Annotated in this window: 17 protein-coding genes; 6 read left to right on the top strand and 11 right to left on the bottom strand. The window is 74.0% G+C overall.

Going from position 1 to position 19,362, the window contains the following annotated elements; all coding sequences use genetic code 11:
- Positions 1-36: 36 nt before the first annotated feature.
- Complete coding sequence (locus D3273_RS14905; RefSeq protein ID WP_129227681.1) at positions 37-1,227, bottom strand: methyltransferase; 1,191 nt, start codon at positions 1,225-1,227, stop codon at positions 37-39.
- 83 nt (positions 1,228-1,310) lie between these two features.
- Here D3273_RS14905 and crtD point away from each other — a divergent pair, with 83 nt between their 5' ends.
- From crtD to D3273_RS14890, 3 genes are all read left to right on the top strand, one after another.
- Positions 1,311-2,855: a 1-hydroxycarotenoid 3,4-desaturase CrtD gene (gene crtD / locus D3273_RS14900; RefSeq protein WP_129227680.1), complete on the top strand. Its 1,545-nt coding sequence runs from the start codon at positions 1,311-1,313 to the stop codon at positions 2,853-2,855.
- Complete coding sequence (locus D3273_RS14895) at positions 2,807-3,706, top strand: carotenoid 1,2-hydratase (RefSeq protein WP_129227731.1); 900 nt, start codon at positions 2,807-2,809, stop codon at positions 3,704-3,706. The genes crtD and D3273_RS14895 overlap by 49 nt, the downstream gene beginning before the upstream one ends.
- A gap of 485 nt (positions 3,707-4,191) precedes the next feature.
- On the top strand, positions 4,192-5,583 hold the full coding sequence (locus D3273_RS14890) for a phosphatase PAP2 family protein (protein WP_129227679.1): 1,392 nt from the start codon (positions 4,192-4,194) through the stop codon (positions 5,581-5,583).
- 13 nt (positions 5,584-5,596) lie between these two features.
- On the opposite strand, the gene rsgA is transcribed toward D3273_RS14890, so the two are convergent.
- From rsgA to bchI, 4 genes are all read right to left on the bottom strand, one after another.
- Positions 5,597-6,646 carry a ribosome small subunit-dependent GTPase A gene (gene rsgA / locus D3273_RS14885; RefSeq protein ID WP_428977782.1) on the bottom strand — a complete coding sequence of 350 codons (1,050 nt, stop codon included), beginning with the start codon at positions 6,644-6,646 and terminating at the stop codon, positions 5,597-5,599.
- An 85-nt stretch (positions 6,647-6,731) separates the two neighbouring features.
- Positions 6,732-7,628 carry an alpha/beta fold hydrolase BchO gene (bchO, locus tag D3273_RS14880; protein ID WP_129227677.1) on the bottom strand — a complete coding sequence of 299 codons (897 nt, stop codon included), beginning with the start codon at positions 7,626-7,628 and terminating at the stop codon, positions 6,732-6,734.
- Positions 7,625-9,412 (bottom strand): magnesium chelatase subunit D, encoded by a 1,788-nt coding sequence (locus D3273_RS14875; RefSeq protein WP_245501171.1) that lies wholly within the window; start codon positions 9,410-9,412, stop codon positions 7,625-7,627. The genes bchO and D3273_RS14875 overlap by 4 nt, the downstream gene beginning before the upstream one ends.
- Positions 9,409-10,452 carry a magnesium chelatase ATPase subunit I gene (gene bchI, locus D3273_RS29165; RefSeq protein WP_129227675.1) on the bottom strand — a complete coding sequence of 348 codons (1,044 nt, stop codon included), beginning with the start codon at positions 10,450-10,452 and terminating at the stop codon, positions 9,409-9,411. The genes D3273_RS14875 and bchI overlap by 4 nt, the downstream gene beginning before the upstream one ends.
- A 133-nt stretch (positions 10,453-10,585) precedes the next feature.
- Between bchI and D3273_RS14865 the strand changes: the two genes are divergently transcribed.
- Positions 10,586-12,766 (top strand): catalase, encoded by a 2,181-nt coding sequence (locus D3273_RS14865; protein WP_207210784.1) that lies wholly within the window; start codon positions 10,586-10,588, stop codon positions 12,764-12,766.
- A gap of 109 nt (positions 12,767-12,875) precedes the next feature.
- Here D3273_RS14865 and D3273_RS14860 read toward each other — a convergent pair whose 3' ends face one another.
- From D3273_RS14860 to D3273_RS14850, 3 genes are all read right to left on the bottom strand, one after another.
- On the bottom strand, positions 12,876-13,085 hold the full coding sequence (locus tag D3273_RS14860; protein ID WP_129227674.1) for a hypervirulence associated TUDOR domain-containing protein: 210 nt from the start codon (positions 13,083-13,085) through the stop codon (positions 12,876-12,878).
- 24 nt (positions 13,086-13,109) lie between these two features.
- The gene (locus D3273_RS14855; RefSeq protein ID WP_129227673.1) at positions 13,110-14,402 is read right to left on the bottom strand and encodes a hypothetical protein; all 1,293 of its coding nucleotides are present in this window, start codon (positions 14,400-14,402) and stop codon (positions 13,110-13,112) included.
- Positions 14,403-14,627: 225 nt separating this feature from the next.
- The gene (locus D3273_RS14850; RefSeq protein ID WP_129227672.1) at positions 14,628-14,909 is read right to left on the bottom strand and encodes a helix-turn-helix domain-containing protein; all 282 of its coding nucleotides are present in this window, start codon (positions 14,907-14,909) and stop codon (positions 14,628-14,630) included.
- Positions 14,910-15,145: 236 nt separating this feature from the next.
- On the opposite strand from D3273_RS14850, the gene D3273_RS14845 reads away from it, so the two are divergent.
- Complete coding sequence (locus D3273_RS14845; protein WP_129227671.1) at positions 15,146-15,496, top strand: hypothetical protein; 351 nt, start codon at positions 15,146-15,148, stop codon at positions 15,494-15,496.
- Between the two features lie 116 nt (positions 15,497-15,612).
- Here D3273_RS14845 and D3273_RS14840 read toward each other — a convergent pair whose 3' ends face one another.
- The 3 genes from D3273_RS14840 to D3273_RS14830 form a co-directional block, all read right to left on the bottom strand.
- Complete coding sequence (locus D3273_RS14840; protein ID WP_129227670.1) at positions 15,613-16,110, bottom strand: GFA family protein; 498 nt, start codon at positions 16,108-16,110, stop codon at positions 15,613-15,615.
- A 4-nt stretch (positions 16,111-16,114) separates the two neighbouring features.
- Positions 16,115-17,149: an L-glyceraldehyde 3-phosphate reductase gene (mgrA, locus tag D3273_RS14835; RefSeq protein ID WP_129227669.1), complete on the bottom strand. Its 1,035-nt coding sequence runs from the start codon at positions 17,147-17,149 to the stop codon at positions 16,115-16,117.
- Positions 17,150-17,311: 162 nt separating this feature from the next.
- Positions 17,312-18,151, bottom strand: a complete 840-nt coding sequence (locus D3273_RS14830; RefSeq protein WP_129227668.1) for a PhzF family phenazine biosynthesis protein — start codon at positions 18,149-18,151, stop codon at positions 17,312-17,314.
- Between the two features lie 244 nt (positions 18,152-18,395).
- On the opposite strand from D3273_RS14830, the gene D3273_RS14825 reads away from it, so the two are divergent.
- A complete protein-coding gene (locus D3273_RS14825) occupies positions 18,396-19,355 on the top strand; it encodes a sugar-binding transcriptional regulator (RefSeq protein WP_129227667.1) in 960 nt (319 codons plus the stop codon).
- Positions 19,356-19,362: the final 7 nt, after the last annotated feature.

Here is a 19,362-nt window from a genome sequence, read left to right as displayed (position 1 = left end):
GACGCTCGAAAGTGTCAAGACAGATTTACACTCGCTCTAGGGTGAGGGCACCCGGGCGAGGATCACGCCGGTGACGATGGGCAGCGACGTCGGCCGGCGCTCGACGCCCACGAAGCCCGCCTCGCCCAGCATGCGCGACAGTTCCGCGAAGCTGCGGGCGCGGCCCTGCCCCATCGCCAGCAGGTAGAAGCCGAAATAGGCCCCGCCGACGCGCTCGGCCCCGGCCGTTTCGGCCAGGGGCTCGGCCACCAGCAGCGTGCCGCCCGGCGGCAGCGCGCGGCGGACCGCCGCGAGGAGCGACGCCACGGCCTCGTCGTCGTGGTCGTGCAGCACGCGGACGAGGGACACGAGGTCGGCGCCCGCCGGGATCGCGTCGTGGCGGAAGTCCCCGCCGACCGCCCGCGCGCGCGCCGACAGGCCGGCGGCGGCGAAGCGCGCTTCCGCTTCGGCGGCGACCGACGGCAGGTCGAACAGCGTGAGGTCGAGGGCCGGCGCCACGGCGGCGACGGCCTGCAGGAACGTCCCGTCACCGCCCGCGACGTCCACCATGCGGCGGTGGCGGGCGAAGGGATAGGCCCGCACCACTTCGCGCGACACCATCGCCTGGGAGGCCGACATCAGGCGCGTGTAGGCGAGGGTGCGCTCGCGGCCGTGGCCCGAAGCCGCCTCCGTCCCGCTGTAGGACCAGAAGGCTTCGAGCGCGCGCCCGGCCCCTCCGCCCTTCAGCAGCGCCACTGGGTCGGCGAGGTCGCGGTAGAGCATCGCGTGGTGCTCCACCATGGCGGCGATGCCCGGGTCGAGCAGCACGGCGCGGCCGAGCGGGCCGAGGCGGTAGCGGTCGCGCCCCGCCCGAGCGACGAGGCGCAGCGACGCGGCGGCCTCGAGCAGGCGGCGGGCTCCGGCTTCCGGCAGGCCGAGCGCCGCGGCGAGGTCGGGCGTGGCGCGCGGGCCGCCCCGGAGGTGGCCGAACAGGTCGAGCCGGACGCAGGCGACCAGCACCTGCGAGTAGACGAAGCCGGCACAGAGGTCGAAGACCGCGCCGGCGCGCGCCCTCGCGATCGGCCGGCTGAGGGGAAAGCGCACCGCGAAGGCGACGAGCCCCGGGTCGAGCCCGGCGCGGTCGCAGGCGGCGTCGACGCGGTCGCGGATCCCGCGCCAAAGCCGGCCGACCGCCGCCCGGGGCCGATGCGGCAGGATCGTGGCGAAGGGGCGAGACGGAAAGGGCATGTCAGGTTTTGACACCCGAAAAGTGTCATGTAAACTGGACACATCGGCGGCTCCTCGCGGCCGAGTTCCGGGCGGACCGCCTCATGTCGGATCTTCACGTCGCCGTGGTGGGCGCGGGCATCGGGGGCCTCGTGGCGGCGCTCGAACTCGCTCGCCGCGGCGTCCGCGTCACCGTCGTGGAGCGCGGGGCCGGGCCCGGCGGCAAGCTGCGGCAGGTGAAGGTCGGGGACCGGCTGGTCGACGCCGGCCCGACGGTCTTCACGTTGCGCGACGTGTTCGACGGTGTGTTCGAAGCCGCGGGCGAGCGGCTCGACGACCACCTGACCCTGACGCGCCAAAGCCTGCTCGCGCGCCACCATTGGCCGGACGGCACCAGCCTCGACCTCCACGACGACCCCGCCCGCTCGGCCGACGCCATCGGGCGCTTCGCGGGCGCCGACGCGGCCCGCGCGTACCGCGACTTTTCCCGGCAGGCGGCCGACGTGTACGCCGCGCTCGAGCGGCCGTTCATCCGCGCCGAGCGGCCCGCCAACCCCATGGCGCTGATGGGCCGGGCGGGCGTGTCCGGCTTCGGCGGCATGCTGCGCATCCAGCCCTACACGCTGCTGTGGCGGGCGCTGGGGGAGCTGTTCCCCGACCCGCGGCTGCGCCAGCTCTTCGGCCGGTACGCAACCTATTGCGGTTCCTCCCCCTTCCAGGCGCCCGCGACGCTGATGCTCGTCGCCCACGTGGAAGCGCGGGGCGTGTGGTCGGTCGAGGGCGGGCTTGGCGCCCTGGCGCGCGCGCTCGCCGCGCTCGCCGAAGCGCGCGGCGTGCGGTTCCGCTTCCACGCCGACGTCGCCGAGGTGCTGGTGTCGGGCGGCCGCGCGGCGGGCCTCCTGCTGCGCGGCGGCGAGCGCGTTTCCGCCGACGCCGTGGTGTGGAACGGCGACGCGGCGGCGCTGGCGGCCGGCCGGGCCGGGCGCGCCGCGATGTCGGCCGTGCCCGCCACGGCGCCCGACGCGCGCTCGCTGTCGGCCTTCACGGTCGCGGTCGCGGCGCGGATGCGCGGGCCGGACCTGGTCCGCCACAACGTGTTCTTCTCGGACGACTACCCGGCCGAGTTCGAAGCGATCCGCCAGGGCCGGGTGCCCGAGCGGCCCACCGTGTACCTGTGCGCGCAGGACCGGGGCGACGGCTCGGCCCCCCTGCCGGCGGACGCCGTCGAGCGCGCCCTCACCATCGTCAACGCGCCCGCGGACGGCGACCGCCACCGCTACACTCCAGAGGAGACCCGATCATGCGAGGAGCGGACTTTCCGCCAGCTGGAGCGCTGCGGGCTCACGGTGGAGCGGCGTCCCGGCTCGACGCTGCCGACGGCGCCGAGCGATTTTTCGGACCTGTTCCCGGGCACGGGCGGAGCGCTCTACGGGCCGGCCTCGCATGGGTGGATGGCTTCGTTCCGTCGCCCCGGATCGCGCAGCCGGCTGCCCGGGCTCTTCCTCGCGGGCGGGAGCGTGCATCCGGGCTCGGGCGTGCCGATGGCCGCGCTGTCGGGCCGGCTGGCGGCGTCGAGCCTCATGCAGGACTTCGCTTCGACATCCAGGTCGACCCGAACGGCTATGCGTGGTGGTACGTCGACGCGCTGAGCGAGGACGGCCGCGAGGGCCTGACGCTCATCGCCTTCATCGGCAGCGTGTTCTCGCCCTATTACGCCTGGACGGGCCGGCGCGACCCCGCCGACCATTGCGCGCTGAACGTCGCCCTCTACGGCACGCACCGCCGGTGGGCCATGACGGAGCGGAACAGCGGCGCGCTCCGTCGCGACCGGACGAACCTCGCCATCGGCCCGAGCGCGCTGCACTGGGACGGCACCTGCCTGACCGTGGCGATCGACGAGGTGACGGCGCCGATCCCGCGGCGCATCCGCGGCCAAGTGCGGCTCTACCCGCAGGCGGTGGTGAACCACCCGATCGTCCTCGACGAGGTGGGCAACCACCGCTGGTGGCCCATCGCCCCCTGCGCGCGGGTCGAGGTCGAGATGGAGAAGCCGGGCCTGAGCTGGTCCGGCACCGGCTACTTCGACCACAACCGCGGCGACGCGTCGCTCGAATCGACCTTCCGGCGCTGGGACTGGTCGCGCGCGTCCACGCCGGACGGCACGGCGGTGCTCTACGACCTGGAAACGCGCGGCGGCGACACCTGCTCGCTCGCCATCCTGTTCGACCCCGAGCGCGGCGTGGTCGACTTCGCGCCGCCGCCCGAAGCGAAGCTCCCGCGCACGCTGTGGGGGGTGGGGCGCGGCACGCGGGCCGAGGCGGGGGGCGCCAGGGTGGTGAAGACGCTGGAGGACGGGCCCTTCTACGCGCGCTCGATCCTCGACACCACGCTGCTCGGCCACCGCTCCGAGGCGATCCACGAGAGCCTGTCGCTCGATCGGTTCCGGAACCCGATCATCAAGACCTTCCTGCCGTGGCGGATGCCGCGCAAGGGGTGGTGAAGCGAGGCGCTCACCGCCGGCAGGGACGGCCGGCCGAGGAGCGATCGACCGCCGTCCGGCCCGACCCTGACGCACCGCGATCGGAAAGGCGCCCGGGAGGGGGCGAACAAGCAGCGCCACCGTAGCTTCTGCCAGCATCCGAGAATCGCTTCGTTATGGATGGGTCGGTTGAAAAACCTCGCTTTGGATACCCCGTCATGAGACTCAAAGCGAACCAGCCTGGACGGTTCGTTTAGGGTACACCCAAAGCGAAGCGAAGGCAGATGCGAGACACACCCGCACACACGAGCCTGTAAGGCTCCGGGGTCGTCCGCTGTCGCCCTGTTCCGTGCTGAGACCCGGCCTCCCACTCCCGATCCAAAGCCGTCGGTCGCCTCCAGCCCTTTCCGCAGTCGATCATGGCAGGCCGGTGGACAGTCCCCCCCGGACGGCCGACTCTGCCGGACCGGGAGGCCCCATCCCGCGGCGCCGGGGACGCGATTCGCATGAACGACGGACTGAAACTCGGCCTCGCTGTCGCCTGCACGCTGGCGCCGCTGGGCGCACAGGCGCAGACCGCCACCAACCTCGCGGTGTTGAAGGGGCTGGCGCCCGTGACGGTGCTGGCGAGGACGGCGGCCGGGCGGGCCGCGCTGGGGGCAAACTTCGCCGTCACCGGCGGCATCCAGACCGGCACGCTGCGCCCGTCGACGCCCCTGCCCTTCGCCGAACAGCAGCAGCAGGCGCTGCGCGACGCTTTCATCACCGACGGCGACCTGTCGGAGCTCGCCGATGGGCTCGGCACGACGCTCGGCGCGGCTTACCAGGCCCGCGCCCACTATCTCGACCGCGAACACTTCACGTCCCTGTCGCCGGCCGTGGCCGACCTGATCGCCTATACCAACGCCGTCACGGGTGGCGGCTCCCAATCCGGCAAATATTTCTTCGCCAACGCCACCAGGGACGGCAAGGCGCCCGTGTCGGACGACGCGGCGGCGATCCTGAAGGCGAGCGGCGGCGCGACCGACCCGTTCGGCCGGGCCTACGGCCGCCCCGGCGGCAGCCCCGGCGCCGACGCCTTCGGCGACTCCCGCCCTTTCCAGACCGAGCCCAACGTGCTGCAGATCACCGGGCCCGACTATTTCGGCGTGCCGGCGAACAACGACGTCTACAACCGCGGGCCGATCTCCAACCTGATCGACAGTCCCTCCTTCCCGAGCGGCCACACCACCTACGGTTACATGGGCGGGATCCTGCTGGCGGTGCTGGTGCCGTCGCGCTATCGGCAGAGCATCGCCAGGGCGGCCGAATACGGCCACGACCGCATCCTGATGGGCGCCCATTACGCGATGGACGTGCTCGGCGGCCGCACCCTCGCAACCTACGACCTCGCCCACCTCCTCGCCAACGATCCCGCCTACGTCGGGCAGACGCTCAAGGACTATGCGGCGCCCTTCACGCCGGGCCAGCCCCGCCGTGACGCCCCCGTCCTCACTGACTACCGGGCCGCCGTGAAGGCGGCGCAGGCCGACATGGCGGCGGCGCTCGCGGCGGGCTGCGGTGACGCGGTGGACAGCTGCGCGCGCCAGGACATCGGGCGGTTCAGCGACCCGACGGCGAACCGGGCCTTCATCGCCTCGACCCAGACCTACGGCCTTCCCGTGGTCTATCCCGAGACGGCCGGCCGGCTGGAGGACGTCGGCGCGCTGGCGCCGGAGGCCGGGTATCTGCTCACGGCCGCCTTCCCGGCTCTCACGCTGGAGGAGGCCGACCGCATCCTGACCGAGACGGAGGGACCGGGCGGCGGGTTCCTCGACGACGGCTCCGCCTTCGGCGTCTATTCGAGGCTCGACCTCTCCGCCGCGGCGGCCCGGGCGGCGCCCGCCGACCGGAAGTGAGGCGGGGCGGCGCTCACCGCCGGCGGGGACGGCCCGCTGGGACGCGGTTGCCGCGCGGGCCCGTGGCGGCCGGCGTGTTGGCGCGGTTCTCCTCGGTCAGGCGGCGCCAGCGGGCGACGCGGTCGGCATCGAGGCGCCCGTCCGCGACGGCGGCCCGGACCGCGCATCCCGGCTCGTGGAGGTGGGTGCAGTCGCTGAAGCGGCACGCGGGGGCGAGTTCCACGATCTCGGCGAAGAGGGTGTCGAGGCCGAAGGCCGCGTCGCCGATGTTCAGCGTCCGCATGCCGGGCGTGTCGATGACCCAGCCGCCCGCCGCGATGCGGTGGAGGGAGCGGGCCGTCGTGGTGTGGCGCCCCTTGGCGTCGCGCTCCCGGATGGCGCCGGTGAGCTGCGGCGGCGCGTCCCCGGCGCCGACCAGCGTGTTGACCAGCGTCGACTTGCCGACCCCGGAGGACCCCACCAGCGCCACGGTCCGCCCGGCGCCGCACCAGGGCGCCAGCCGGCCGGCCGCGTCGGGCGAGCGGGGGTCGAGCGTCAGCACGGGGAGCCCGCGCTGCAGCGCCGCGGCGCGGCGCTCGCATTCGGCCGCGTCGGCCGCCCCATCCGCCTTCGTCAGCAGGATCACGGGGTCGACCCCGCCCTCGTTGGCCATCGCGAGATAGCGCTCCAGGCGGTCGGGGTTGAAGTCGGCGTTGTGCGACGTGACGATGAACAGCGTGTCGACGTTGGCGGCGGCGAGCTGCGGGACGGTGGATCCCTCCGTGTGGCGGGCCAGCACGGTGCGGCGATCGAGGCGACGGGCCAGCGCCCGCGTCGCAGGTTCCACCAGCACCCAGTCGCCGACCGCGAAGGCGCCGGTGTCGGCGAGCGGCGGCAGCACCAGCTTCGCCGGACCGTCCGCGCCGAGGCCGGCCATGCGCGTGCGGTGGACCTTGGCGACGCGCATCGGCACGAGGTCGGCCTCGTCGGGCCGGCGCTGGTCCGCGAAGAAGGCGGACCAGCCGAGGTCGGCCAGGGACGAGGGCCGCGCGACCGCCGGGGCCGGCCCGTCGGGAAGCTCCATCATGGCAAGACCGTCATGGAAGCACCGTCATGGAAACACCGTCATGGAAACGTCGTCACGGGGACGGTGCGGGGCATCGGCACCGTCATGGGGCGGGCGCGGGCAGCAGCCCGTCCCGCCGGGCGAGATCGAGCAGGACGTCCGCCACCAGGGCCGGCTTCTCCTCGTGGGCGAGGTGGCCGACGCCCTTCAGCGCCACGATGTCGGCCGACGGCAGGATCTTTCTGACCGACGCCGCCGTGGCGGGGGGCACGGCGCGGTCGGTCGCGGCCGTGACCAGGGTCAGCGGCACGGGAAGGCGCGGCAGGTCGCCGGCGAGGCCGTCGAGGTCCCAATGGGTCATCATGCCGAGCGCCGCCGCGACGTGGCCGGGGTTGCCCATCAGGGTGCGGTACTGGCGGACGCCGTCGCGGTCGATGCGGGAGCCCATGTTGCCGACGAGGCGCTTCACCGCGTCCTCCCCGGCGAAGAAGGCGAAGACGCGGGGCGCGATCGGGTTGGCGTAGAGCGCGCGGGCGAGGCCCGGCGCCACCTTGCCGGTGAGGCCGTCGAAGGGCAGGAGCGCGCCGTTGAGGCTGACGATGCGCTTCGGCCGGAAGTCCGGGGCGTCGAGCGCGGCGCGGCACAGCACCGCCGCGCCCGCCGAATGGCCCGCCGCCATCTCGGGCGCGAAGCCGGTGGCGCCGAGCAGCGCGCGCAGGAGGTCGCGCATCACCGGCAGCGACAGCCGCCCGCCGGGGGGCATCTCCGTGAAGGCGTGGCCCGGCAGGTCGGGGATCAGCAGCGTGAAATGGGGGGCCAGCAGCGGCGCCAGGCCGCGGAACGAGTGGGTGGAGGCCGCGGTGCCGTGCAGGAGGAGCAGGCGGGGGCCCTGTCCCATCTCCTGGACGTGCCAGGAGATGCCGCCGGCGCGCAGGAAGCGGCTGTGCTCCCGGTTCGGCCAGGCGCGCCCGTCGCTCGTCCAGTCCAGCCTGCCGTTCATGCGCGCGTCCCCGGTCGTGTGGCGGCGGCCCGCACCGCGCCGGCGATGCCGCGCGCGTCCGCGGCGGGCAGCGGGAGGTAGGCGGCGCCCATCTCGGCGGCCAGCCGCGCCGCAGCGGCGCCGGGGCGCGGCGACACGTCGATCACCAGGGCGGCGACGCCGGCGGCGCGCAGGCCGCGCGCCGCCGCGTGGGCGTCCTCGGCCGCGCGGGCGCGGTCCGCCGCGCCGTCGCGCGCGACGTTGCCGCGGCCGTCCGTCAGCAGCGCCACCACCGGGCGGCGCCCGCCCCGCGCCGCGGCGGCGGCGAGGTCGAGGGCCGCCGCGATGCCGGCCGCCAACGGCGTCGCGCCGCCGCCCGGCAGGCTCGCCAGCTCGCGCTTGGCCCGGGCCGGCGAGCGCGTCGGCGGCAGCAGGACGTCGGCGGCCGTCCCCCGGAAGGCCACGAGGGCGACGTCGTCGCGGCGGATGTAGCATTCGGCGAGCAGCAGCTCGACGGCGCCCTTGGCTTCCGCGAGGCGCCCCAGCGCCGCCGAGCCCGAAGCGTCGACGGCAAAGATGGTGGTGGTGCGCTGCCGGTCGCGGTGCCGCTTCACGCGGATGTCGTCGCGCCGGATGCGGACGGGGCCGCGCGCGTCCCCCCCGCGCAGGCCCTGCCAGGGCGCGGCGGCGCGCAACGTCGCCAGCACGTCGATCCGCGCGCCGCGGCCGGGCTCGCCGCGGCGCGACCCGACCGGCCGGCCCCGCTGCCCGGCGCGTGCGGCGGGGCCCTGCCGGGCACCCGATGCGCCGGGGCGGGGCGGGGCCGCGGCGCCGGACAGGAGCGACGCCAGCACGTCGGTCGGCAGCGCCGCCGCGGCCGCCGCCACGGCGACCTCGCGGAGGTGCCCGCCCGACTCGGCCAGCCGCTCCCCCTCGTCCGATCCCGGCGCCGGCGCGCCGTCGGCCGCATCGGCTCCGCCGTCGGCAGGCTGAGGGTCGCCGGGCGCCGCGGCTTCGGGCGGGACGGGCGTTCGCGTGGCGCGCGGGCCGAGCACGAGGCGCGCCGCCGCCGACACCTCGTCCGGCCCGACGTGGTCCCGCCCGGCCAGGGCCGCGCAGCCGCGGGCGACCTTGAGGGCCAGCAGCGGCGCGCGCAGGCCGGCCACGCCCAGCGCGTCCGCGGCGGCGCAGAAGGCCTCGACGACGTCGGCGCCGGCCGCGACGCCGGGCAGGCGCGCGCGCGCCGCCGCGACCGCCTCGGGCTCGGGCGGCATCGGCCCGCAGTCGCGGTGCCCGACGCCGGACAGGTCGAGCCGCAGTGCGACGCGGTCGAGCAGCGCCGCAGTCACGCCCTCGTCGGGCCCCCGGCCGTCGTCGATCAGCACGGGGCCGAGCCGGGCTTCGGCGGCCGCCGCGATGCCGTCCCGCTCGATCCGGACGAGGCCGGTGTCGAGGGCGGCGCACAGGTGCGATGCCGCCCCGGCGTCGAGCCGCTCCGCCGAGGCGACCACCAGCACGCCGCCGTCCGACTCGGCGAGCAGGCCGCGCGACGCCACGAGGCGTCCCGTCGCCAGGGTGGCGGCGAGGTCGAGCCCGCCGAGCAGGCGCGCGTCCGGCGTGCCGGCCGGCCAGCGGCGCCAGGGCGTCGCGGGCGAAAGGTGGCCGCGCAGGCCCGCCAGCCAGCCGTCGAGCGCCGGGCCGGGGGACCCGCGCAGCGCGATGCCGAGGGCGGGGTCGAGGGCGACGAGCCGCGCCGTCAGGCAGGCGTCGGCCCAGCGGTCGCGCGGCGCGGCGCCGTCCGTCACGCGGGCACGAGCCCGGCGGCCGTCAGCACCTCGTCGACCGCGCGGGCGACGCGTGCCGTCGAGCCGACGGAATCCAGCGGGTCCCGCCGCAGGCGATGGCGCAGCGCGAAGGGGGCGACACGGCGCAGGTGGCCCTCCGTCACGCTCCGGTCGCCGTCGTGCGCCGCGAGCGCCCGGGCGGCCCGCAGCATCGTCAGTTCGCCGCGCAGCCCGTCCGTGCCCAGCGCCACGCAGAGCCGGGCCGAGGCTTCTAGGACGCCCCGCGGCACCTCGACGGCGGCGAGCCGCGCCCGCGCCTCGGCGAGGCCGGCGCGGAGGTCCGCGTCGCGCCCGGCCCAGTCGCGCGTGAAGCCGGCGCGGTCGGCGTCGAAGCGGTCGCGGCGCAGGACGATCTCGACGCGGGTGGCGATGTCGGTCGGGGTGCGGATCTCGACCGACAGGCCGAAGCGGTCGAGGAGCTGCGGGCGGAGCTCCCCCTCCTCGGGGTTGCAGGAGCCGACGAGCACGAAGCGGGCGGGGTGGCGGATGCTGAGCCCTTCGCGCTCGACGACGTTCTCGCCCGAGGCCGCAACGTCGAGCAGCAGGTCGACGATGTGGTCCTCCAGCAGGTTGACCTCGTCGACGTATAGGAAGCCGCGGTTGGCGCGGGCCAGGAGGCCGGGCTGGAAGCGCGCTTCACCGGCCACCAGCGCGCGTTCGAGGTCGAGCGCGCCGGCGACGCGGTCTTCGGTGGCGCCGAGCGGGAGGTCCACCACCGGCACGGCGGCGTCGCGCGCCCGGAGCGGGCCGAGACGCGCGGCTTCGGCGCAGATGTCGCAGTGGGGGGCACCGTCGGCGGGGTCGCAGCCGTAGGGGCACTCGGCCGACACCGCGATGCGGGGCAGCACCGCCGCCAGGGCCCGCACCGCCGTCGACTTGCCGGTGCCGCGGTCGCCCAGCACCAGCACGCCGCCGAGGCTCGGGTCGATCGCCGCGAGGGCCAGGGCGAGCTTCATCTCGTCCTGGCCGACGATGGCGGAGAAGGGAAACGGAGCGCTCATGGGCCGACCTTAGGGGCTCGCCCGGGGGAGCGCCAGGGCGCGGACGGGCCCACGCCCCGACGGCGGGACGCGTGCCACCTTTCCGCCTTTCGCCCGTTGGGCCTTCCGACAGCGTTCAGTTCGGAATGATTCCATGACCCACGACAATGGCTACGCCCCACCCCAGGGCGGCGGAGCGCACGACACCGCGACCCACGATGCGGTCGAGACCGCCAAGACCGTGGCGCTGAAGCACGACACGGTCGAGCCGCGAGAGGTCATGACCTCGAACCAGGGCCTCAAGATCTCGGACGACCAGAACTCCGAGAAGGCCGGCGTGCGGGGCGGGTCGCTGCTCGAAGACTTCCTCCTGCGCGAAAAGATCACCGCCTTCGACCACGAGCGCATCCCCGAGCGCGTCGTCCACGCGCGCGGCGCCGGCGCCCACGGCTATTTCGAAGCCTACGAGGACCTGAGCGCGCTCACCATGGCGGCGCCCTTCTCGGAGAAGGGCAAGCGCACGCCCGTGTTCACCCGCTTCTCGACCGTGGCGGGCTCGCGCGGCTCGGCCGACACGCCGCGCGACGTGCGCGGCTTCGCGGTGAAGTTCTACACCGATGCCGGCGTGTGGGACCTCGTCGGCAACCACATCCCGGTGTTCTTCATCAACGACGCGATCAAGTTCCCCGACCTGATCCACGCCGTGAAGCCCGAGCCCCACGTCGAGATCCCGCAGGCGGCCTCGGCCCACGACACGTTCTGGGACTTCGCGTCGCTGAGCCCGGAGGTCAGCCACATGATCATGTGGGTGATGAGCGACCGCGGCCTGCCGCGGTCCTTCGCCAACATGGAGGGCTTCGGCGTCCACACCTGGCGCCTGGTCGACGCCAAGGGCGGCAGCCGCTTCGTCAAGTTCCACTGGAAGCCCGTCAAGGGCGTGCAGTCCCAGGTGTGGGACGAGGCGCAGAAGACGGCCGGCAAGGATGCCGACTACCAGCGCCGCGACATGTTCGAGTCGATCGAGCGCGGCGACTTCCTCGAATGGGATCTCGGCATCCAGGTCGTCGAGGAAAAGGACGAGTTCGCCTTCGACTTCGACCTGCTCGACGACACGAAGCTGATCCCCGAAGAGCTGGTCCCGGTCCGCATCGTCGGCAAGATGGTCCTGAACCGCAACCCGGACAACTACTTCGCCGAAACCGAGCAGGTCGCGTTCTGCGTCAGCCACGTGGTGCCGGGCATCGATTTCACCAACGACCCGATGCTGCAGGGCCGGCTGCACTCCTACCTCGACACGCAGCTGCGCCGGATCGGCCCCAACTTCGCCGAGCTGCCGATCAACCGGCCTCTGAACCCGGTTTCCAACAACCGGCGCGACGGGTTCGCCAAGAACACCATCAACAAGGGGCGGGTCGCCTACTTCCCGAGCGCGCTCGGCGGCGTGCACCCGATGCACCAGCCGCAGGCCGTGGACGCCTTCCGCTCCTATGCCGAGAAGGTCGACGGCCACAAGATCCGCGCCCGGTCGACGAGCTTCACCGACTATTTCACCCAGGCGACGATGTTCTTCAACTCCCTCGCCGACTGGGAAAAGAAGCACCTGATCGAAGCGATCGCGTTCGAGCTGAACCAGTGCGAAACCAAGGCGGTGCCGAAGGCCGTGATGGCAAACCTGCTGGTCAACATCCACCCCGAGCTCGCGGCCGGCGTGGCGGAACAGACCGGCCTCGACATCGAGGAGTGCAAGCGCGTCGCCCCGAAGCCCGTGGTGACGGAGGTCGCCGCGCCGAAGGAGATGCCGAGCGGGCGGCTCAAGGTCGAGCGGTCCCCGGCCCTGTCGATGGACAAGGTGACCAAGGGCATCAAGGGCCGCAAGATCGCGGTGCTGGCGGGCGAAGGCGTGGATGGCGAGCAGCTCGGCGCGCTGCGCTCCGCGCTCGAAGCGCAGGGCGCCGTGATCGAGGTCATCGCGGATCGCGGCGGCACCATCACCTGCTCGCTCGGCAAGAGCGTCAAGGTGGACCGCCCGGCCGTGAACGCACCGTCGGTGATCTACGACGCCGTCGCGGTGCCGGGGGGCAAGTCGGCCGAGAAGCTGGCGAAGACCGGCTTGGCGCTGGCCTTCGTGGCCGAAGCTTTCAAGCACGGCAAGCCGCTGGTGTTCATGGGCGAGGGCCAGGCGCTCATCGCCAAGGCGCACCTGCCGGTGCCGGCCGCGGGTGCGCCCGAGCAGGGCGTGACGGCGGGAACCGCCCCGGCGGCCGTCGCCGCGCTGGTGACGGGGCTGGAGAAGCACCGCTACCACAACCGCGACATCGAGGCCGTGGCGGCCTGACCGCCCCGGCCTGACGGAACGGAAAGGGCCGCGCTCCGACGGGAGCGCGGCCCTTTTTTCGATCGGATGTCCGGGGAACCGGCCTGTCGGGCGGCCCGGGCGAAAGAGGTCAGGCCTTCTTCACGTCCTCGGGCTTGTGCACGGCTTCCTTGCCGGATTTGGCGCTCTTCACCAGGACCTGCGGCTCCTCCTCCGTAGCCTTGGCGGTGTGGCCTTTGATCTTGGTGGTCGAGGTGACGATCTTCTCGACGGTGCCATGCGTTTCGCCGCCCGACGTCCCCCAGATCACCTCGTCGCCCTTCTTCGGCAGCTTCGTCATGACGCCCCATCCTCCGTTTCGCCGTCAACGCCGCGGACCCGCGGTGGATCCCGGGCGCCCCGGAAGCGTGACCGTCCAGGCGTCGGGGGTTTCGTCGTCGGCCGGCGACGGGTTCGTGACGATCCGCACGGCTGAGCCCCGGTCGATCTCGTCCCCGGCCGACGCCCAGGGGATCGAGGGATACGGCGCCTTGATCCAGGGATCGACGGCGGCGAGCATCAGCACCAGGCCGACCAGACCCGCCACGGAGGACGGGCGCAGCCGCAACAGGCACAAGGCCAAGGTCCACAACACCACGAGGCGCGGGCCGTAGAAGTAGCGCTCCGCCGCGAAGGGCATGTCGAAGTAGCGGTTGTCGCCCATGAAGCGCGAGAACGTGGCGAGCAGCTCCAGGCCCGCAAACAGGTAGAGCTTGGCGGCCAGCCGGGGAAGCGCAGCGGCCGCGACAGCCGCGGCGACCACCAGCGCGGCGACGTCGCGCGCGTGGGCCGGCCGGAGCGTCATCCCGGCATGCGCAGCCTGGCCGATCCAGCGGTCGAGCAGCGTGAGGGCGAAGTGGAGCGGTGCTTCGGCGTCGGGCGCGGCGGCGGGTTTGGGCTCGACGGCGATATGGGCGAGCTGCACCGCCGCGCCGGCCAGCACGAGCCCGCAGAGCAGCCGGGCGAAGCGGTCCGTCCGATCGTCCCGGAGGCGCCACAGCGCCAACGGGGCGACGAAGATCGAGAACGGGCCCGTGAGGCTCGCCAGCGCCGCGAAGGCGAGCTGATTGGAACGGGCGAGGCGGCCGAGCGGCGTCGCGGTCGCCACCACCAGCGCGAGCGCCGGCCCGGTCACCCATTGCACGTTGGTCAGCGTGCCGAAGACTTCGCCGTCCGTCGGGACCAGAAAGGCCAGCGGCGCCAGGGCCCAGGCGTGGCGCTGCCCCGCCGACGCCACCGTGGCGGACGCCCACCCGACCACGAGGGTGGCGAAGACGAGGAACAGATCGGGCGCCAGGCGAGACGGGAAGGCCGAAGCCGCCAGGGCGGCGAGCCTGGGCAGGAGGTGGAGGTAGCCCGAATAGGGTGTGACTATGGCGCCGAGCCCCATGAGCTTGGCTTCTGTGAAGAAGACCCGTCCGTCCTCGGCCACGAACTGCGGATGGGTCGCGGATTCGCCGCTGCGCCACAGGTGGAGCGCCACCGCGACCGCGGTCGCCAGGGCGACGAGACCCGGCCCGGCGCGCTCCGGAAGCAGCCCGGCACCCTGGGCGACGGGCGCCCGCCGGGCGCTCCCGCCGCGGCGGGCGAACGGGGCGGGCCCCTCGGCTTCGAACATCGCGGCCTCTCATCCCGTGCGCGGCCGTGTCGGGCTCGCCCCGAACACGCCCTGCGGACGTGCTTGCAGGGCGGACGCGCCAGGGCCGGTGTTTCGGCGATAACGGATGCACCGGGCGCCCACAAGGCATGCCGCCGGACTCTCCTGCGGCCGTCGCGCGGATCCGGCGAGGACGCCCCCGGCCCCTGCGGCAGGGCCGGCGGTGCGCCACCGCGGTCGGGCGCTTCACTCGGTCGGCGCCGCGCGTCGCCTCACTCCCGCTTCGCTGCCTTCGCCGAAGAGTTCGAAGCCGGCGGCCTCGATGGCGCGGCGGATCTGGCGCACGCGATCGAGCTGCACCGGACATTCGCCGTCGGTCATCTCCGCCAGCTTCAGGATGGCGTGGGGCACGCCGGCCTTTTCGGCGAACTTCGACCGTTGCAGGCCCATCAGGGCGCGGGCTTCGCGGATCTGCTTGCCGGTGATCATGCGGCCGACGGCCTCCTCGGGCAGGACCGCACGCGGCACGTCCGTCAGCTACGCAGCGTTTCCCGCGAGGTTTCACCGGCGTCGCTCGGCCGCCACGCGCCGGACGTCCGGCCGACGGCGGCTGTCGCCGGCGCGACGGCGTCCCGGTCCGAGATCGCAGACGACCTGCCCCGGCACGGCGCCGCGCCCCTGCCGGGACGACCCTTCGCGGCCGGACCCGCGCCCTTCCCAAGGGCGGGCCGCCGTGGTTCCCTGCCGCCGAACGGAGAGCGACGATGCGACGACGGGTCCTGACGATGGCGGTGGTGGGCGGCGTGCTGGCGGCGGGGCCGGCCCGGGCCGAGTTCGCCAAGGGGCAGGAGCTGGTGCTGCTCACCGCCCATTCGGCGGTGCTGGCCGCTCAGCACTGCCCCTTCCAGCTCGACGAGCGGCGGCTGCAGAGCTTCCTGTCCCGCAAGGGGCTGACGCGGGCGAGCCTGTCCTCGGGGCCTTTCTCGCCCCTCCTGCAGGAGGACATGGCGGCCGACGACGCGCGCTACGCGAACGACACCGCGGCGGCCTGCGACCAGGCCTGGGCCTCCTTCGGCCCGGGCAGCCCGGTGAGCGGGTTGCTGCGGAGGAGGTGAGCCGCCGGCGCCATCATGCGGCTTCCGCGAGATGGCTTCGCGGCGCGGAAGCCGGCTTCGCTCGAGCGCCGCGCGGGCCTGCGATGCGGCCCCGGCCTGTTCAGCCGGGTGCCGTATCAGTCGATCCACAGCCCCCGCGCCCTGTGCCAGTCCTCGATCGACTGCGCCGGGTAGCTGTCGAAGCAGCCGTCGGCGGCGCCGCGCTGCGGCGCCACCCAGGCGGCCCGCGACTCCAGCAGGATGTGCGCGTTCTCCGGCGGCACGGGCAGGTCCGAGTCGACCGCCGACGCGAAGGGGTGGATCAGTTCCGGCCAGCGCGGGTCCCACAGCCACAGCGCCGAAGCGCAGCGCGAACAGAAGCTCCGCTCCGCCGACGAGGTGAAGGGCCCGCCCTCCGCGTCAACGAACTCCGCGCGGTAGACGCGGCGCGCGCCGTCGGGGTCCTCGACCCGCATCGACGACGCCACGGCCATGATGTTGACCGCGTAGCCGCCCCCGCCCGCCGTCTTGCGGCACACGGTGCAATAGCAGCGCTGGTAGGGCTGCGGCGTGTGGCTGTCGCAGGAGAAGCGCACCGCGCCGCAGTGACAGGACCCGTCGAGCCGTATCGGCACGGCCTCACTCCGGCCGGATCGACGACTGGCTCCGCCACAGGTCGATGCCGCCCTCGGTGGCGTGACGGTCGATGGCGGCGAGCTCGTCGGCCGAGAAGCCGAGCGTGTTCAGGGCGTCGAGCGAGTCGTCGAGCTGCGCCACGGAGCGAGCGCCGATCAGCGCGGACGTGACGCGCGGGTCGCGCAGCACCCAGGCGATGGCCATCTGGGCCAGGGTCTGCCCACGCGACCGCGCGATGGCGTCGAGCGCCCGGATGCGCGCGAGGTTCTCCTCCGTGACGAGGTCCGCCGAGAACGAGCCGCCCTTGGCGGCCCGCGACCCGTCAGGCACCCCGCCGATGTATTTCGACGTCAGCAGGCCCTGGGCGAGGGGCGAGAAGGCGATGCAGCCGGTGCCGATCTCCTCCAGCACGTCCAGCAGCCCGTCCTCCACCCAGCGGTTCAGCATGGAATAGGACGGCTGGTGGATCAGCAGCGGCGTGCCGAGCCCCTTCAGGATGGCGTGGGCGCGGCGCGTCAGCTCGGGCGAATAGGAGGAGATGCCGACATAGAGCGCCTTGCCCGAACGCACGAGGTGATCGAGGGCCCCCATCGTCTCCTCCAGCGGGGTCTTGGGGTCCGGCCGGTGGTGGTAGAAGATGTCGACGTAGTCGAGGCCCATGCGCTTCAGCGACGCTTCGCAGCTCGCGACGAGGTACTTGCGCGAGCCGAAGTTGCCGTAGGGCCCCGGCCACATGTCCCAGCCGGCCTTCGACGAGATCACCAGCTCGTCGCGGTGCGGGCGGAAGTCGAGGTCCATCCAGCGGCCGAAGTTGCTTTCCGCCGATCCGTAGGGCGGACCGTAGTTGTTGGCGAGGTCGAAGTGGGTGACGCCGCGGTCGAAGGCGCGGCGCAGCACGGCCCGGCCCGTCTCGAACACGTCGGCCCCGCCGAAGTTCTGCCACAGCCCCAGCGACACCGCCGGCAGGTCGAGGCCGGAGCGGCCGGTGCGGCGGAACCGCGCCGCCTCGTAGCGGTCGTCGGCAGGCAGGTAGGTCATCGCGCGTCCCTCGGTTTTGTCCGACTTTATGCGGACGCGCGGGAAAGGTTCCACGCCGGGCCGCTCGGGATCCGCGGATGGGTCGCGTTCTCATCCGAATGCCCGTCGGAGTTGCCGGGACGCTGCGCCCGGTTGCCCCCTCGGAGCCTGCGATGGCGGCCTTCAGGACGCCAGCCCCGAGAACAGCGTCGCGGTCCGCCCGCCGATCCACACGCGGCCGTCCCCGTCCCGCTCGGCATGGACGCGGCCGGTGCGCCCGAGCCGGGCGCCCTGCGCCGCCACGTAGCGGTCCCGCGCGCGGCCGCTCGCGAACAGCCACTGCGCCACGGACGCGTTGAGGCTGCCCGTCACGGGATCCTCGACGATGCCCCCGGCCGGGCCGGTGAAGAAGGCGCGGAGTTCGAAGGCGGCCTCGCTGCCCGGCGCGTGCGGGCCGACGAGGCCGACGTCGATGGGTCGCGGATGGTGGCGCGCGGGCTCCACCGCCAGCACCGCCTCGGCCGAGCGCAGCATCAGCCCGAGCCAGCCCGGACCGTTGTCGACCCAGCGCGCCTCGACCACGGCCGACGGGTCGAGCCGCATCACCGCCAGCGCCTCGTCGAGCGCGGCGGCGTCGGGCGGCCCGTCGCGGAGCAGCGGCGGTGCCGCGAAGGCGAGGTGTTCGCCCGCCGCCCGGATCGGGATCAGCCCCGCGCCGCATTGCTGCACCACGAGGGCCGGGTCGCGCGGGCGGCCGCCCCCCGCCAGCCAGGCGTGGCAGGAGCCCAGCGTCGGGTGGCCCGCGAAGGGCAGTTCCCGCACGCTCGTGAAGATGCGGACGCGGTAGTCGGCGCCGGGATCGGTGGGCGGCAGCAGGAAGGTCGTTTCGGACAGGTCGAGCCAGTTCGCGATGCGCTGCATCTCGTCGCCGGACAACCCGTCCGCCGCGGCCACCACCGCCAGCGGGTTGCCGGAGAACGGGACGGTGCCGAAGACGTCGACGAGGCTGAAGGGGCGTGACATGGCGGCGGGCTCCCGATGCAGGCGAGGCGGCGACGCTGGCACCGCGGGACCGGCCGCGACAGGGACAGTCGCCGCCGATCCCGCCGGACTGTCCGGGTCGCCCGAGCGGTCCGCTTTCGGCCGGTTCGGCGCGGGCGGGCGGCGGCTTGACCCCGCACGGCGATCCGCGCCACCCTGCCGCCACGATCCCCGTCTCGCTTCGTCCGGCGCCGCGGGGCTGACCAGAAGGCGTGGGAGCCCGCGGGTGAACGAGAAGGCTGACGCCCGGACGAGGCGGCTCGACCTCGCGGCCCGCGCCGCTTGGCTGTACTACATCAAGCGGCACACCCAGGACGAGATCGCCGCCGACCTCGGCGTGTCGCGCCCCAACGCGCAGCGCCTCGTGGCCCTCGCCATCTCGGAAGGGCTGATCAAGTTCCGGCTCGACCACCCGCTGCTGAAGAGCATGGAACTCGGCGAGCGCATGCGGGAGCGCTACGGCCTCGACACCTGCGAGGTCGCACCGTCGGGCGACGGCCAAAGCGAGCGCGCCGGCGTGGCGTTGCTGGCCGCGCAGTTCATCGAAACGCTGCTCGCCTCGCCGACCCCGCAGATCCTGGCGCTCGGCACCGGCCGCACCCTGCTCGCCACGGTGCGCGAGGTGACGTCCATGGATCGGCCCGACCACAAGGTCGTGTCCGCCGTCGGCAACCTCACCCGCGACGGCCGCGCCAGCCCCTACGACGTCGCGATCCGCCTGGCCGACCGCGTCGGCGCGCAATGCTATCCCCTGCCCCTGCCGGTGCTCACCGACACGCGCGAAGAATGCGAGTTCCTGAAGGCGCAGCGGGGCTACGGCATCGTCGACGCCCTGGTGCGCGACGCCGACGCCGAAGTGCTGGGCGTGGGATCGATCGGCGCGACGGCGCCCCTGCTCATCGACGGCTTCGTCACGCCCGACGAGCTGCACCAGCTGGAAGCCGCGGGCGCGGTGGGCGAACTGCGCTCGCACCCGATCGACGCCGCCGGAACCCTCATCGACGACGCCGTGACGCGTCGCCTCACCGCCGTGCCGCCCGTGAGCAGGCCGCGGCGGCCCACCATCCTGGTGGCGGCGGGCCGCTCCAAGCTGACCGCGCTGGCGGCGGCGCTGGCGGGAGGCTACGCCACCGGCCTCGTCATCGACGAGCCCACGGCGGTGCGCCTTCTCGACGGCCGCCCCTGACCGCCGG

The organism is Lichenibacterium minor, from assembly GCF_004137685.1.
Lineage (GTDB): Bacteria > Pseudomonadota > Alphaproteobacteria > Rhizobiales > Beijerinckiaceae > Lichenihabitans > Lichenihabitans minor.
The sequence above is the reverse complement of the archived record's forward strand: the minus strand, read 5'-3'. Positions and strand labels throughout refer to the sequence as shown.

Coding starts and splice junctions, on each gene's coding strand:
- crtD (WP_129227680.1), top strand. CDS start 1,311: ATGTCGGATCTTCACGTCGCCGTGGTGGGCGCGGGCATCGGGGGCCTC.
- D3273_RS14890 (WP_129227679.1), top strand. CDS start 4,192: ATGAACGACGGACTGAAACTCGGCCTCGCTGTCGCCTGCACGCTGGCG.
- D3273_RS14860 (WP_129227674.1), bottom strand. CDS start 13,085: ATGACGAAGCTGCCGAAGAAGGGCGACGAGGTGATCTGGGGGACGTCG.
- D3273_RS14830 (WP_129227668.1), bottom strand. CDS start 18,151: ATGTCACGCCCCTTCAGCCTCGTCGACGTCTTCGGCACCGTCCCGTTC.
- D3273_RS14905 (WP_129227681.1), bottom strand. CDS start 1,227: ATGCCCTTTCCGTCTCGCCCCTTCGCCACGATCCTGCCGCATCGGCCC.
- D3273_RS14855 (WP_129227673.1), bottom strand. CDS start 14,402: ATGTTCGAAGCCGAGGGGCCCGCCCCGTTCGCCCGCCGCGGCGGGAGC.
- D3273_RS14845 (WP_129227671.1), top strand. CDS start 15,146: ATGCGACGACGGGTCCTGACGATGGCGGTGGTGGGCGGCGTGCTGGCG.
- D3273_RS14865 (WP_207210784.1), top strand. CDS start 10,586: ATGACCCACGACAATGGCTACGCCCCACCCCAGGGCGGCGGAGCGCAC.
- mgrA (WP_129227669.1), bottom strand. CDS start 17,149: ATGACCTACCTGCCTGCCGACGACCGCTACGAGGCGGCGCGGTTCCGC.
- rsgA (WP_428977782.1), bottom strand. CDS start 6,646: ATGGAGCTTCCCGACGGGCCGGCCCCGGCGGTCGCGCGGCCCTCGTCC.
- bchO (WP_129227677.1), bottom strand. CDS start 7,628: ATGAACGGCAGGCTGGACTGGACGAGCGACGGGCGCGCCTGGCCGAAC.
- bchI (WP_129227675.1), bottom strand. CDS start 10,452: ATGAGCGCTCCGTTTCCCTTCTCCGCCATCGTCGGCCAGGACGAGATG.